Source organism: Streptococcus sp. HMSC061D10 (genome assembly GCF_001808865.1).
Lineage (GTDB): Bacteria > Bacillota > Bacilli > Lactobacillales > Streptococcaceae > Streptococcus.
This window is the reverse complement of sequence record NZ_KV794988.1, coordinates 92,518-106,252: the sequence shown is the minus strand read 5'-3', so window position 1 is coordinate 106,252 and position 13,735 is coordinate 92,518. Positions and strand designations below refer to the sequence as shown.

The 13,735-nt window shown below is 37.2% G+C and carries 15 protein-coding genes; 12 read left to right on the top strand and 3 right to left on the bottom strand.

Annotated features, from left to right (window positions below):
* The 9 genes from HMPREF2728_RS00770 (at position 1) to tsf (ending at position 8,819) form a co-directional block, all read left to right on the top strand.
* Entirely contained in the window at positions 1 to 828 is an 828-nt protein-coding gene (locus tag HMPREF2728_RS00770; RefSeq protein WP_075226779.1) for an energy-coupling factor ABC transporter ATP-binding protein, read from the top strand.
* Positions 813 to 1,652: an energy-coupling factor transporter ATPase gene (locus tag HMPREF2728_RS00765; RefSeq protein WP_060954966.1), complete on the top strand. Its 840-nt coding sequence runs from the start codon at positions 813 to 815 to the stop codon at positions 1,650 to 1,652. Before HMPREF2728_RS00770 ends, HMPREF2728_RS00765 begins: the two co-directional genes overlap by 16 nt.
* A complete protein-coding gene (locus tag HMPREF2728_RS00760) occupies positions 1,645 to 2,439 on the top strand; it encodes an energy-coupling factor transporter transmembrane component T family protein (protein WP_000369587.1) in 795 nt (264 codons plus the stop codon). The genes HMPREF2728_RS00765 and HMPREF2728_RS00760 overlap by 8 nt, the downstream gene beginning before the upstream one ends.
* Before the next feature lie 21 nt (positions 2,440 to 2,460).
* A complete protein-coding gene (gene mreC / locus HMPREF2728_RS00755; protein WP_075226778.1) occupies positions 2,461 to 3,282 on the top strand; it encodes a rod shape-determining protein MreC in 822 nt (273 codons plus the stop codon).
* Positions 3,279 to 3,773, top strand: coding sequence for a rod shape-determining protein MreD (mreD, locus tag HMPREF2728_RS00750; RefSeq protein WP_060954963.1), 495 nt, complete (start codon positions 3,279 to 3,281; stop codon positions 3,771 to 3,773). Before mreC ends, mreD begins: the two co-directional genes overlap by 4 nt.
* 91 nt (positions 3,774 to 3,864) lie before the next feature.
* Positions 3,865 to 5,082, top strand: a complete 1,218-nt coding sequence (gene pcsB / locus HMPREF2728_RS00745) for a peptidoglycan hydrolase PcsB (protein WP_075226777.1) — start codon at positions 3,865 to 3,867, stop codon at positions 5,080 to 5,082.
* A gap of 195 nt (positions 5,083 to 5,277) precedes the next feature.
* Positions 5,278 to 6,492: an aminoacyltransferase gene (locus HMPREF2728_RS00740; protein WP_075226776.1), complete on the top strand. Its 1,215-nt coding sequence runs from the start codon at positions 5,278 to 5,280 to the stop codon at positions 6,490 to 6,492.
* A gap of 424 nt (positions 6,493 to 6,916) precedes the next feature.
* The gene (gene rpsB, locus HMPREF2728_RS00735; RefSeq protein WP_075226775.1) at positions 6,917 to 7,699 is read left to right on the top strand and encodes a 30S ribosomal protein S2; all 783 of its coding nucleotides are present in this window, start codon (positions 6,917 to 6,919) and stop codon (positions 7,697 to 7,699) included.
* Positions 7,700 to 7,778: 79 nt separating this feature from the next.
* Positions 7,779 to 8,819, top strand: a complete 1,041-nt coding sequence (gene tsf / locus HMPREF2728_RS00730) for a translation elongation factor Ts (RefSeq protein WP_000808093.1) — start codon at positions 7,779 to 7,781, stop codon at positions 8,817 to 8,819.
* A 114-nt stretch (positions 8,820 to 8,933) separates the two neighbouring features.
* Here the strand turns inward: tsf and cysK are convergent, their stop codons facing one another.
* The 3 genes from cysK to HMPREF2728_RS00715 all read right to left on the bottom strand — a co-directional run bounded on the left by cysK (position 8,934) and on the right by HMPREF2728_RS00715 (position 11,052).
* Positions 8,934 to 9,860, bottom strand: coding sequence for a cysteine synthase A (gene cysK / locus HMPREF2728_RS00725; RefSeq protein WP_075226774.1), 927 nt, complete (start codon positions 9,858 to 9,860; stop codon positions 8,934 to 8,936).
* Between the two features lie 96 nt (positions 9,861 to 9,956).
* Positions 9,957 to 10,400: a PH domain-containing protein gene (locus tag HMPREF2728_RS00720; RefSeq protein WP_075226773.1), complete on the bottom strand. Its 444-nt coding sequence runs from the start codon at positions 10,398 to 10,400 to the stop codon at positions 9,957 to 9,959.
* A gap of 16 nt (positions 10,401 to 10,416) precedes the next feature.
* Positions 10,417 to 11,052: a YigZ family protein gene (locus HMPREF2728_RS00715; RefSeq protein WP_075226772.1), complete on the bottom strand. Its 636-nt coding sequence runs from the start codon at positions 11,050 to 11,052 to the stop codon at positions 10,417 to 10,419.
* A 55-nt stretch (positions 11,053 to 11,107) separates the two neighbouring features.
* Between HMPREF2728_RS00715 and HMPREF2728_RS00710 the strand changes: the two genes are divergently transcribed.
* From HMPREF2728_RS00710 to hpf, 3 genes are all read left to right on the top strand, one after another.
* Positions 11,108 to 12,406 carry an ATP-dependent helicase ComFA gene (locus tag HMPREF2728_RS00710; RefSeq protein ID WP_075226771.1) on the top strand — a complete coding sequence of 433 codons (1,299 nt, stop codon included), beginning with the start codon at positions 11,108 to 11,110 and terminating at the stop codon, positions 12,404 to 12,406.
* Complete coding sequence (locus HMPREF2728_RS00705) at positions 12,403 to 13,065, top strand: ComF family protein (protein ID WP_061863878.1); 663 nt, start codon at positions 12,403 to 12,405, stop codon at positions 13,063 to 13,065. Before HMPREF2728_RS00710 ends, HMPREF2728_RS00705 begins: the two co-directional genes overlap by 4 nt.
* A 79-nt stretch (positions 13,066 to 13,144) precedes the next feature.
* Positions 13,145 to 13,687, top strand: coding sequence for a ribosome hibernation-promoting factor, HPF/YfiA family (hpf, locus tag HMPREF2728_RS00700; RefSeq protein WP_045762429.1), 543 nt, complete (start codon positions 13,145 to 13,147; stop codon positions 13,685 to 13,687).
* Positions 13,688 to 13,735 lie beyond the last annotated feature (48 nt).

Genomic DNA, 13,735 nt, shown 5'->3' with positions numbered 1-13,735 from the left:
ATGGAATCGATTATTGAGATAAAAGACCTGTCTTTTCGATATCAGGCAGATCAAGAACATTATGATGTTCATAACATTACGTTTCACGTGAAACGTGGAGAATGGTTGTCAATCGTTGGTCATAATGGTAGTGGAAAATCAACGACAGTTCGCTTGATTGATGGTTTGCTCGAGGCTGAATCTGGAGAAATTTGGATAGACGGTGATTGCCTAACTCCAGAAAATGTCTGGGAAAAAAGATGTAAGATTGGTATGGTTTTTCAAAATCCTGATAACCAATTCGTAGGAGCAACTGTTGAAGACGACGTTGCTTTTGGACTGGAAAATCAAGGAATCCCACTTGAAGAGATGAAGAAACGCGTTTCTGAAGCTTTATCATTAGTTGGGATGGCTGAATTTGCTAAAAAGGAACCAGCTCGCTTGTCAGGAGGTCAGAAACAGAGAGTAGCTATTGCAGGTGTTGTTGCTCTGCGACCAGATATTTTAATCTTGGATGAGGCTACAAGTATGTTGGACCCTGAGGGACGATTAGAGTTGATTAAGATAGTCCAGAAGATTCGCCGTGATCATCAGATGACAGTCATCTCCATTACACATGATTTGGACGAGGTGGCCATGAGTGACAGAGTTTTGGTGATGAAAAAAGGAGAAATCGAGTCAACTAGCACTCCTAGAGAGTTATTTTCTAGATCAGATTTAGATCAAATTGGCTTAGATCAACCCTTTGTCAACCGATTAAAAGAATCACTACGTACCAGTGGCTTGAAATTATCAGAGCACTATCTGTCCGAAGAGGAGCTCGAGGAGGCTTTATGGGAATTATTCTAGACAATGTTAGTTATACTTATCAGGAAGGAACACCCTTTGCCTCAGCTGCCTTGTCAGATGTCAGTTTGACCATAGAAGATGGTTCCTATACTGCTATTATTGGGCATACAGGAAGTGGGAAATCCACAATTTTGCAGCTTTTAAATGGTTTGCTAGTTCCCACAGAGGGAAGTGTTCGTGTCTTTGATACATTGATCACACCAACATCGGTCAATAAGCAAATTCGTCAAATTCGTAAACAAGTTGGGTTGGTGTTTCAGTTTGCAGAGAATCAAATTTTTGAGGAAACTGTCCTAAAAGATGTGGCTTTTGGCCCTCAAAATTTTGGAGTTTCTGTAGAAGAGGCAGAAGCTATTGCGCGTGAAAAACTAGCTTTAGTAGGAATCGATGAATCACTCTTTGAACGAAGTCCATTTGAACTCTCAGGTGGCCAGATGAGAAGGGTTGCTATTGCTGGGATTTTGGCAATGGAGCCTAGCATTTTGGTCTTAGACGAACCAACAGCTGGTTTGGATCCAATTGGTCGAAAAGAGTTGATGGCCTTGTTTAAAAAGCTTCATCAAGATGGCATAACAATTGTTTTAGTAACCCACCTTATGGATGACGTGGCCGAATTTGCTGACCAAGTTTATGTGATGGAAAAAGGGAAACTAGTTAAGGGTGGGAAGCCAAGTCTTGTCTTTCAAAATGTCGAATTTATGGAAAAAATCCAATTGGGTGTTCCTAAAATCACACGATTTGCTCAAAGGCTAGTTGACAGAGGAATTTCTTTCGAACAATTGCCGATAACGATAGAGGAGTTTAAGGAGTTTATCAATGGATAATATGATTTTAGGTCGATACATACCAGGAAATTCGATTATTCATCGTCTAGATCCTCGTAGTAAGTTAGTAGCAATGATTCTATTGATCATTATCGCTTTTTGGGCCAATAATCCAATTACAAATCTCATACTCTTCATTGCAACAGGCATATTTGTCGTTTTATCAGAAGTTCCCTTATCTTTTTTTATAAAAGGTTTGCGATCTATGTTTTTTCTGATTGCTTTTACAACCCTTTTTCAACTGTTCTTTATCTCTGGTGGTCACGTCTTGTTCGAGATGGGATTTATAAAAATCACAAGCTATGGTATTGAGCAGGCTGGAATCATTTTTTGCCGCTTTGTGTTGATTATCTTTTTCTCAACCTTGCTTACTCTGACCACCATGCCACTAAGCCTGGCAACAGCAGTTGAATCCTTGCTTGGACCTTTAAAAAGATTTAAGGTTCCAGTTCATGAGATTGGGCTCATGTTGTCTATGAGTTTGCGATTTGTACCAACCTTGATGGATGATACGATTCGCATTATGAATGCTCAAAAGGCGCGTGGTGTTGATTTTGGAGAAGGAAATGTAATCCAAAAAGTTAAGGCTATGATTCCTATTTTGATTCCTTTATTCGCTACGAGTTTGAAACGAGCGGATTCTCTTGCTACAGCCATGGAAGCTAGAGGCTATCAAGGTGGAAATGGACGCAGTCAGTATCGACAGTTAAATTGGATGAACAGAGATAGTATAGCGCTATTATTTGTTTGTGTATTGGGTGCAATTCTATTTTTGCTAAAATCTTAGAATGTAATATAAGGTAGAGGTATGAACCGTTTTAAAAAATCAAAATATATCATTGTTCTATTTGTCGTTGTATTAGTAGTATCCGTTTTTTTAGTGACAACACAATCAAGTGCAGTTGTAACAAAAGCTGGAGATGGAATTTCATTAGTCGATAGAATAGTGCAAAAGCCTTTTCAATGGCTTTCTTCCGTAAAATCTGATTTAGGTCGTTTGACCAGAACCTATAACGAGAATGAAACTCTCAAAAAAGAACGCTATCAGATGAAGAAGGAAACGAATGAAGCAGACAGTCTGAAGGAAGAAAATGAGCAACTACGTCAGTTATTGGATATGAAGTCAAAATTGAATGCAACCAAGTTAATTGCTTCTGACGTCATCATGAGAACTCCTGCAACCTGGAAACAAGAGTTGACAATTGATGCAGGTTCTCAACAAGGCGTGACAAGCAATATGCTTGTTATAGCTGGTGGGGGACTGATTGGAAGCGTGGGAAAGGTTGAAGATAACTCTACTGTGGTTAACTTATTGACCAACGCGGAAAATACGGAGAAAATATCCGTTAAAATCCAACACAGTTCTACTAGTATATATGGCATTATCATTGGGTACGACAAAGAAAAAGACTTGCTTAAAATAAGCCAGTTAAATAGTAGTAGTGATATCAGTCAAGGAGACAAGGTAGTAACAGGAGGTCTGGGTAACTTTAAAACAACAGATATTCCCGTAGGAGAGGTTGTATCAGTTACCCATAGTAGTGATTATCTAACAAGAGAAGTTATGGTCAAACTCAATGCTGATCCAATGAACCTAAAAGTCGTAGAATTAGTGGGGAATCCATCATGAGACTGTTGAAGCAGATAGGGATGTTTTTACTCTTGCCTATAGTTGTCTTAATAGACAGTCATTTAGGGCAGTTTGTAAATAGTTTTTTTCCACATTTTCAAATTGTGAGCCACTTTATCTTCATCTTCTTGTTGTTTGAAACTATTGAAGTATCGGAGTATCTATTTTTAGTTTATTGCTTATTTATTGGTCTTATATACGATATTTATTTTTTCCATTTAGTAGGTATTGCTAGTCTTCTTTTTGTGATTATTGGTGCAATCATTTATAAAAATAATGCGATCGTCTTATCAAATAGATGGACTAGACTATTAGCTATTTTAATGATGACTTTCTCTTTTGAATTTGGCAGTTTTCTTCTAGCGCAAATGATTGGCTTAACTGCTGAAAGTATAACAGTTTTTATCGTTTATGGTCTAGTTCCATCAATGATATTAAACTGTCTATGGATGTTAATTTTTCAGTTTATTTTTGAAAAAATATATCTATAAGAAAGAAACAAAACTGTAATAAAGGCGTAATATTTATTAGGCCTTTTTTTGATATACTAGTATTGTCTTAAAAGAAGGAGTATTCACACTTATGAAGAAAAAAATCCTAGCATCACTTTTGTTAAGTACAGTATTAGTCTCACAAGGAGCTGTTCTTTCAAGTGTTAAAGCAAATACAACAGATGAAAAGATTGCTGCTCAAGATAGTAAAATTAGTAACTTGACAGCTCAACAGAAAGAAGCTCAAAAACAAGTAGACGAAATTCAAACTAAAGTTTCAGCTATTCAATCAGAGCAAGAAAAATTACAATCTGAAAACGAAAAACTTCAAGAAGAATCTAAAAAACTTGAAGGTGAAATCGCAGAGCTTTCAAAAAATATCGTAGCACGTAATGAATCACTTGAAAACCAAGCTCGTAGTGCACAAACGAACGGAACTGCTACAAGTTACATCAATACGATTATTAACTCTGACTCAATTACAGAAGCTATTTCTCGTGTAGCAGCTATGAGTGAAATCGTATCAGCAAACAATAAAATGTTGCAGCAACAAAAAGAAGATAAGAAAGCTATTTCTGAAAAACAAGTTGCAAACAACGAAGCAATCAATACTGTCATTGCTAACCAACAAACGCTTGCTGACGATGCTCAAGCTTTGACGACAAAACAAGCAGAATTGAAAGTAGCTGAGTTAAATCTTGCAGCTGAAAAAGCTACAGCAGAAAACGAAAAAGCTAGCTTGCTAGAGAAAAAAGCAGCAGCAGAGGCAGAAGCCAAAGCAGCAGCAGAGGCAGAGGCAGCTTATAAAGCTAAACAAGCAAGTCAACAACAATCACTTGTAGCTTCGGCTAACACAACCTTTGCTGCACAAGTACAAGCAACTTCAAGTTCTTCATCATCTTCATCATCAGATGAAGAATCAAGCTACACACCTGCAGCAACTACTGTAAGTCAACGACCAACTTATAGTTCAAATGCTTCAAGTTACCCTGTAGGTCAATGTACATGGGGTGCTAAGACTTTGGCTCCATGGGCTGGTGATTACTGGGGAAATGGTGGTCAATGGGCTGCAAGTGCAGCGGCTGCAGGTTTCCGTACAGGTTCTACACCACAAGTTGGAGCAATTGCTTCATGGGATGATGGAGGATACGGACATGTAGCAGTTGTTACAGCAGTTGAATCATCAACTCGTATTCAAGTTTCTGAATGTAACTATGATGGTAGTGGAACCCAACCAATCGGAAATTATCGTGGATGGTTTAATCCGACAGCATCAAGAGGTACTGTAAGATACATTTATCCAAACTAATATATTAATTATTATGAAATTTAGGGTGAGGTTTTATTAATCTCACCCTTTGTATAGTATTAATAAAAAATTTTCATCAGAATGTTTTTGTCATTATGGAATTAAAGATGGGATGAAAATTATCGGATATGTAGCTAGGATAAGTATGTTTATCTAACGAAATAATATGTTTTTAAGAGAGTTGGTACTGGAATTATGTTTACTTATAAAATGAATGTTGATGTTCAAGAGTGGGATTTATTTTTAGAAAATCATCCTCAAGGGAATTTATTGCAGAGTAGTGATTGGGCCAAGATAAAGGATACTTGGGGGAATGAGAGAGTTGGATTTTATAAAGAAAATCAACTAGTTGGAGTAGCGAATATCTTAATTCAGCCTCTTCCATTAGGATTTTCCATGTTCTATATTCCAAGAGGCCCAGTTATTAATTATGAAGATAAAGAACTTCTGAAATTTGTGATTTTAACATTGAAAAAAATTGCTAAAAAAAGCAATGCAATAATGGTTAAATTTGATCCAAGCCTTTTTATCAGTCGAAGTCTGATCGACCAAAAAACTATTCAAAATTCTAAAACTTTTGAAATTGTTGAGGAATTGCAAAAAAATAAAGTTCATTGGACAGGATTGACAAAGGATATGGCAGAAAACATACAACCTCGTTTTCAAGCTAATATTCATAAAGAAAACTTCTCGCTGGATCAACTGTCCAAGTCTACTCGACAGGCAATCCGAACTGCAAGAAATAAAGGATTGGAAGTGAAATTCGGTGGACTTGATTTATTAGATGAATTTTCATTTTTAATGAAGAAAACAGAGTCTCGTAAGAATATCAGTTTACGAGGAAAAGATTATTATCAAAAGTTATTGACTACTTATCCTGATCATTCCTTTATCACACTGAGCTATTTAGATTTACCTAATAGACTGAAAGAAGTTGAGCAGCAACTCGAAAAAAATCTTAAAATAGCGCAGAAATTCACTGATAAAACGAAAGAAGGTAAAATAAAAGAGAATCAGCAAGAAAGAAAACGATTAGAGGAAGAAATTTCTTTTCTTAAGAGTCATATTGATAGAGGGGACAGTGTCGTTCCATTGTCTGGAACTTTGACCATCGAATTTGGGAAAACTTCTGAGAACTTATATGCTGGAATGAATGAGGAATTTAGACATTATCAACCTGCTATTCCAACATGGTTTGAGACTGCTCAACATTCATTTGAACGCGGGGCAGAAACTCATAATATGGGTGGAATTGAAAACAACTTAGAGGGTGGGTTATTTAATTTTAAATCTAAGTTTAATCCCACTATCGAGGAATTTGCTGGTGAGTTTAATTACCCAACTAGCTCATTGTATTTCTTGTTTAATATAGCCTATAAAATCCGTAAGAAACTTCGAAGTAGCAAGTAGCAAGTCAAAGACTTATTGGCAAGTTTAATCTTTAGTAATTGTTTTTTCGATAACATAGAGTATGAAGATATGATACTTGCTATAAAAAAATATAAAGTAGATTCTTTCATATCAAAACATTTCGAAATATTTTGTATTTATCTGAGTCTCAACATAAGCAGTTATTGCACATTTAGCAGTAACCAATTTATGTTGGGATGCTTTTTATTTAAAGTTGATAAATTTTTTTAAAATTTCAGTTGGGAAGTTACGTTATGAAGGAAAAACTAGCACAATTACTTGAAAAAAAGGTTCAACTATGATATAATGTAACCTGTCGTGTAAACGATAATACTCATTCTTGATGAATTGTGAAGCTGTTGCCTTCGGGTCGTTTTGCAAGCTGAAATCAAGAAGAGGAAAAAAACAAAAAGGAGAAATACTCATGGCAGTAATTTCAATGAAACAACTTCTTGAGGCTGGTGTGCACTTTGGTCACCAAACTCGTCGCTGGAACCCTAAGATGGCTAAGTACATCTTCACTGAGCGTAACGGAATCCACGTTATCGACTTGCAACAAACTGTAAAATACGCTGACCAAGCATACGACTTCATGCGTGATGCTGCAGCTAACGATGCAGTTGTATTGTTTGTTGGTACTAAGAAACAAGCAGCTGACGCAGTTGCTGAAGAAGCAGTACGTTCAGGTCAATACTTCATCAACCACCGTTGGTTGGGTGGAACTCTTACAAACTGGGGAACAATCCAAAAACGTATCGCTCGTTTGAAAGAAATCAAACGTATGGAAGAAGATGGAACTTTTGAAGTTCTTCCTAAGAAAGAAGTTGCACTTCTTAACAAACAACGTGCACGTCTTGAAAAATTCTTGGGTGGTATCGAAGATATGCCTCGTATCCCAGATGTAATGTACGTAGTTGACCCACATAAAGAGCAAATCGCTGTTAAAGAAGCTAAAAAATTGGGAATCCCAGTTGTAGCGATGGTTGACACAAACACAGATCCAGACGATATTGATGTAATCATCCCAGCTAACGATGACGCTATCCGCGCAGTTAAGTTGATTACAGCTAAATTGGCAGACGCTATCATCGAAGGTCGCCAAGGTGAAGATGCTGTTGCAGCAGTTGAAGCAGAATTTGTAGCTTCAGAAGCTCAAGCAGATTCAATCGAAGAAATCGTTGAAGTTGTAGAAGGCGACAACGCTTAATTCATAATAAATAGTAATTACCTAGGAGGGCGGGGCTTAGCCCGGCTCTCCTATTTTTAAAAAATATAGGAGAATCAAAATGGCAGAAATTACAGCTAAACTTGTTAAAGAGTTGCGTGAAAAATCTGGTGCTGGTGTTATGGACGCTAAAAAAGCATTGGTTGAAGTGGAAGGCGATATCGAAAAAGCGATTGAATTGCTTCGCGAAAAAGGTATGGCAAAAGCAGCTAAGAAAGCTGACCGTGTTGCTGCAGAAGGTTTGACTGGTGTTTATGTTGACGGTAACGTTGCAGCAGTTGTTGAAGTAAATGCTGAAACTGACTTCGTTGCGAAAAACGCTCAATTTGTTGAGTTGGTAAACGCAACAGCTAAAGCAATCGCTGAAGGAAAACCAGCTAACAACGAAGAAGCACTTGCTTTGACAATGCCTTCAGGTGAAACTCTTGAAGCAGCTTACGTGTCTGCAACAGCGACTATCGGAGAAAAAATCTCATTCCGTCGCTTTGCTTTGATTGAAAAAACAGATGCACAACACTTCGGAGCATACCAACACAACGGTGGACGTATCGGTGTTATCTCTGTAATCGAAGGTGGAGACGAAGCACTTGCTAAACAAATTTCAATGCACATCGCTGCTATGAAACCAACAGTTCTTTCATACAAAGAATTGGATGAGCAATTTGTTAAAGATGAGTTGGCACAATTGAACCACGTTATCGACCAAGATAATGAAAGCCGTGCTATGGTTGGTAAACCAGCTCTTCCACACTTGGCATACGGATCTAAAGCTCAATTGACTGATGAAGTAATCGCTCAAGCTGAAGAAGCTATCAAAGCTGAATTGGCTGCAGAAGGTAAACCAGAAAAAATCTGGGATAAAATCATCCCAGGTAAAATGGATCGCTTCATGCTTGACAACACTAAAGTTGACCAAGCTTACACACTTCTTGCACAAGTTTACATCATGGATGACAGCAAGACAGTTGAAGCTTACCTTGAATCAGTTAACGCTTCAGTAGTTGAGTTCGCTCGCTTTGAAGTTGGTGAAGGTATCGAAAAAGCTGCAAACGACTTTGAAGCAGAAGTTGCAGCTACAATGGCAGCAGCCTTGAATAACTAATAAAAAAGTAAGGAAGCAAATCAGCTTCCTTTTCTTTTGTTGGAGGGGGATTCAGAGGTTTATTTTAAAAGGTAAACAAAAAGCCCTATACAAGGGCTTAGTGTATTTAGGAGACTATACTTCAAACTCATAGAGAGCTGTAGATAGGTAACGCTCACCGTTATCTGGTGCGAGAGCAAGGACTTTTTTGCCTGCTCCAAGTTTTTTAGCAACTTCAATTGCTGCATAGATAGCTGCAGCAGAAGAAATTCCAACAAGGAAACCTTCTTTTCCACCGATTTCACGGCCAAGTGCAAGAGCATTATCTGATGTCACACGAACGATACCATCGTAAGCTTTTGTATCAAGTGTATCTGGAATGAATCCAGCAGAGATACCTTGAATTTTGTGAGGACCTGGTTTTTCACCTGACAAGATAGCTGACTCGTCTGCCTCAACTGCAAAAACTTGAATGTTTGAGTTAGCAGTTTTAAGAGCATGAGAAACACCTGAAATAGTTCCTCCGGTACCAACACCAGCAACAAAGGCATCTAAACCATCAGCTCCGAAATCAGCTAGAATTTCAGCTCCTGTTGTTCTTTCGTGAACTTCTGGGTTAGCTTGGTTAATAAACTGTAATGGTAGGAAACCATCACGCTCAGCAGCAATTTCCTGCGCTTTTGCAATCGCACCTTTCATTCCTTCGCTACCAGGAGTGAGGACTAGTTCAGCTCCATAAGCTTGGATAATTTTACGACGTTCAACACTCATGGTTTCAGGCATAACAATAACAACTTTATAGCCTTTAGCAGCACCAACCCATGAAAGTCCGATACCAGTATTTCCACTTGTTGCTTCCACAATAGTAGAACCTGGTTTCAGTTTACCTTCTTGTTCTGCTTTTTCAATCATACTTAGGGCGATGCGGTCTTTAACGGATGATCCTGGGTTAAAAGCTTCAAGTTTTACATAAACATCTGCTGCACCTTCGGGTACAATGTTGTTTAATTTAACAATCGGTGTTCTACCGATGAGTTCTGTGATGTTGTTATAAATAGCCATATAAGCACCTCTTTATATAAGATGCTACTAGTATAACGCTAACTTTAACTTTTGTAAAATATAGAAATCCTATCGGAGTGATAGGATTTCTTTATATCAGTGATTCAAACCGTTAATATTTAAACGATTGTGATAAGCTAATTCAAATAGATAAGTATAAAGAGGTACGATATCTGTTTTCTTTGGAAATTCAAATTTGTGAGAGTTAAAGTGCTCATTATGAGCTTTTAGAAAGGCATTTTCTAAGTAAGTAATCGTAATCTCGCTATCATCAATCCCAAGTCCAGCAGTTTCCATCTCAACATTAACGATGTTCATGAGGAAAATTGATTTGATAGACATCTTCCGTCCGGTTGCCCCTTGTTTATCTGTAAAGATGATTCGGATATTTGTAAAGATAATTGAGTCACGAATGAGTTTATATCCACTTTGAATTTCTTCATTTTCTAATAAATATTGTCCAAACTCCTTGGTAAGAGCTTCTTTACTTTGCTCACTGAAGTTTCCAGCGAGTCCCTGAATTAATCTTCCAAAAGCCATATGATATTTCCTTTCTTTACGATAGGTTTACAGGTGCTTCAACTTCACGTAAACCTTTGTCAGTTAGAGTAACTTTTCCATTGAAAAATTCAATGAGATCAGCCTTGATACCGTCTTTCTTTTCTTTATCAATGAAAATCATAGTGTCAACTTGATCTGTAAAGTTTGTCTCTAATTCTATGAGATTATGCTCTTTAAGAAAATTCCCATATTCTTGATACTGGGCATAGGTCATGTGAATCTGTATCCCTGCCTGCTCTTTGATTTCAATAATGCCAATTTCTTTAACTGCTAGGGCAACACTACCAGCATAAGCGCGTATCAAACCACCAGCCCCTAGTTTAATACCACCAAAATAACGAGTAACTACTACACAGACATTAGTAAGGTTGTGATTCTCCAAAACTCCTAGCATAGGAATACCAGCAGTTCCACTAGGTTCTCCGTCATCACTGGTTCGCTTGATTTCACTACGTTCACCGACAATAAAGGCAGAGCAGTTGTGGGTTGCTTTATAGTGTTCTTTTTTGATAGCTGTGATAAAATCACGAGCCTCTTCTTCACTATAGACACGCTTGGCATGACAGATAAAGCGTGATTTTTTAATTTCTTCTTGGACTTGACCGTCCTCTTTTATAGTTCTATATTCCATATTTTTATTGTACTAAAAAATAGCGTAAAGTTCTACATTTTACGAATAAAGAAATATGAAAGTCAATCCAAATTACCTCGGTCGCCTTTTTACGGAACAAGAATTAAGTCTTGAGGAGAGACAACGAGCAAAACAAATTCCATCCATAAAAAAAGAGAAGGGCCAACAATATTGTCAGCGTTGTGGTAGTCAGATAAAAGAAGAATGGCATTTGCCTGTTGGTGCTTTTTATTGTCGAGAATGCTTGATTATGAAGCGAATAAGAAGTGATCAAAAACTCTATTACTTTCCGCAAGAATGTTTTCCCAAGCAAGATGTACTCAAATGGTCAGGTCAACTGACTCCATTTCAAGAGCGGGTATCACAAGGACTCCTTCAGGCGGTAGATAAGAAGGAGGCCACCTTGGTACATGCAGTGACAGGAGCTGGTAAGACAGAGATGATCTACAAAGTTGTCGCTAAGGTGATAAATCAGGGTGGAGCTGTTTGTCTGGCCAGTCCACGAATTGATGTTTGCCTAGAGCTCCATAAACGATTACAAAATGATTTTGCATGTGAGATTGCACTACTACATGGGGAATCGGATCCCTATTTTCGTACACCTTTAGTTGTAGCAACCACTCACCAACTATTAAAATTTTATCAAGCTTTTGATTTATTGATTGTGGATGAAGTGGATGCCTTTCCTTATGTTGATAATCCAGTGCTTTACCATGCAGTCAACAATTGTGTAAAGGAAAATGGATTGAGAATATTTTTAACAGCAACGTCAACAGATGAGTTAGACAGAAAAGTTAAACAAGGGGAGTTAAAGCGTCTCAGTTTGCCACGTCGCTTTCATGGAAATCCTCTCATTGTTCCCAAGCCAATCTGGTTATCGCATTTTAATAGATATTTAGAAAAAAATGGCTTACCTCCAAAATTAAAACTTTACATTGAGAAACAGAGAAAGACGGCATATCCCTTATTAATCTTCGCATCTGAAATAAAAAAGGGAGAAAAGCTAAAAGAAATATTGCAGGAGAAATTTCCAAATGAGAAAATAGGCTTTGTATCCTCAATCACGGAAGACCGATTAGAGCAGGTACAAGCCTTTCGAGATGGAGAGTTGACGATATTAGTAAGCACAACTATATTAGAGCGTGGAGTTACCTTCCCTCGTGTAGATGTTTTTGTGGTGGAAGCCAATCATCAACTCTTTACCAAGTCAAGTTTAGTACAAATTGGTGGGCGAGTTGGAAGAAGCATGGATCGTCCTACTGGAGAACTTATATTTTTCCATGACGGACTCAATCAGTCTATTAAGAGAGCCATAAAGGAGATTAAACAAATGAATCAGGAGGCAGGAGTATGAAGTGTTTATTGTGTGCTAAAAGCTTGCAAACAGAGGTAAGCTTTACTAACCTGCTCTGTTTTAAAAAGGAGGAGGAACTAGTATGTGAATCCTGTATTTCGTCTTTCGAGAGCATTGGTGGTAATCATTGTCCTAGTTGTTTTAAAAAAGGAATGTCAATCATCTGTCAAGATTGTCAATTTTGGTGTAAAAAAGGTGTAAAGGTTGATCATGTAGCTCTTTATTCCTATAATCAGGCCATGAAAGAGTATTTTAGTCGCTATAAATTTGATGGTGATTATCTTCTTAGAAAGGTATTTTCTGATATATTACAAAAAGAGTTAAAGAAGTATAAGGACTATCAGATTGTGATTGTTCCTCTGAGTGGCCAGCGTTTTAAAAGCAGAGGCTTTAATCAAGTTGAGGGTTTGATAAAGGATACTGGGTTATCATATCTTGATATTTTGATTAAAAACGAAGTTGAAGCTAGTTCTTCAAAAAATCGATCAGATCGTTTACTTACAGTATTTCCCTTTTTGTTGAAAGATGGAGTGAAGCTTCCAGAGAATATCTTACTATTTGATGATATCTATACAACTGGAACTACCTTGAATCGTCTTAAAAGTATGCTATTAGAGGCTGGTTGTCAGAATATTAAAACTTTTTCCCTCGCAAGATGAGGAAAAAGTTTGCAAAAAAAATATGAAAGCGTTATAATGTAATTAGAAAAACAAATATGTTTAGAAAGAAGGTACTTATATGATTAAATATAGTATCCGTGGTGAAAACCTAGAAGTAACAGAAGCAATTCGTGATTATGTAGTTTCTAAACTCGAAAAGATCGAAAAATACTTCCAAGCAGACCAAGAATTGGATGCGCGAGTTAACTTGAAAGTTTACCGTGAAAAGACTGCTAAAGTAGAAGTAACCATTCCGCTTGGATCTATTACTCTTCGTGCAGAAGATATTTCTCAAGATATGTACGGTTCTATTGATTTGGTGACAGATAAGATTGAGCGTCAGATTCGTAAAAACAAAACTAAAATTGAACGTAAGAACAGAAATAAAGTATCTACAAGTCAACTCTTTACAGATGCTTTAGTTGAGGACTTAGATGTAGCACAACCAAAAGTTGTTCGTTCAAAACAAATTGATTTGAAACCAATGGATTTGGAAGAAGCTATCTTACAGATGGATTTATTGGGACATGACTTCTTTATCTATGTAGATGTTGAAGATGAAACAACAAATGTTATTTATCGTCGTGAAGACGGAGATATTGGTCTTCTAGAAGTTAAATAATCTTAAAAATTAGTCTGTAAAAGTGGTTTACACTAGTGTAAACCACTT

Excerpts from the sequence above, each read along its gene's own strand:
- pcsB (WP_075226777.1), top strand. The coding sequence starts at position 3,865 with ATGAAGAAAAAAATCCTAGCATCACTTTTGTTAAGTACAGTATTAGTC.
- hpf (WP_045762429.1), top strand. The coding sequence starts at position 13,145 with ATGATTAAATATAGTATCCGTGGTGAAAACCTAGAAGTAACAGAAGCA.
- mreD (WP_060954963.1), top strand. The coding sequence starts at position 3,279 with ATGAGACTGTTGAAGCAGATAGGGATGTTTTTACTCTTGCCTATAGTT.
- HMPREF2728_RS00720 (WP_075226773.1), bottom strand. The coding sequence starts at position 10,400 with ATGGCTTTTGGAAGATTAATTCAGGGACTCGCTGGAAACTTCAGTGAG.
- HMPREF2728_RS00740 (WP_075226776.1), top strand. The coding sequence starts at position 5,278 with ATGTTTACTTATAAAATGAATGTTGATGTTCAAGAGTGGGATTTATTT.
- tsf (WP_000808093.1), top strand. The coding sequence starts at position 7,779 with ATGGCAGAAATTACAGCTAAACTTGTTAAAGAGTTGCGTGAAAAATCT.
- HMPREF2728_RS00705 (WP_061863878.1), top strand. The coding sequence starts at position 12,403 with ATGAAGTGTTTATTGTGTGCTAAAAGCTTGCAAACAGAGGTAAGCTTT.
- HMPREF2728_RS00710 (WP_075226771.1), top strand. The coding sequence starts at position 11,108 with ATGAAAGTCAATCCAAATTACCTCGGTCGCCTTTTTACGGAACAAGAA.
- cysK (WP_075226774.1), bottom strand. The coding sequence starts at position 9,860 with ATGGCTATTTATAACAACATCACAGAACTCATCGGTAGAACACCGATT.
- HMPREF2728_RS00770 (WP_075226779.1), top strand. The coding sequence starts at position 1 with ATGGAATCGATTATTGAGATAAAAGACCTGTCTTTTCGATATCAGGCA.
- mreC (WP_075226778.1), top strand. The coding sequence starts at position 2,461 with ATGAACCGTTTTAAAAAATCAAAATATATCATTGTTCTATTTGTCGTT.
- HMPREF2728_RS00765 (WP_060954966.1), top strand. The coding sequence starts at position 813 with ATGGGAATTATTCTAGACAATGTTAGTTATACTTATCAGGAAGGAACA.
- rpsB (WP_075226775.1), top strand. The coding sequence starts at position 6,917 with ATGGCAGTAATTTCAATGAAACAACTTCTTGAGGCTGGTGTGCACTTT.
- HMPREF2728_RS00715 (WP_075226772.1), bottom strand. The coding sequence starts at position 11,052 with ATGGAATATAGAACTATAAAAGAGGACGGTCAAGTCCAAGAAGAAATT.
- HMPREF2728_RS00760 (WP_000369587.1), top strand. The coding sequence starts at position 1,645 with ATGGATAATATGATTTTAGGTCGATACATACCAGGAAATTCGATTATT.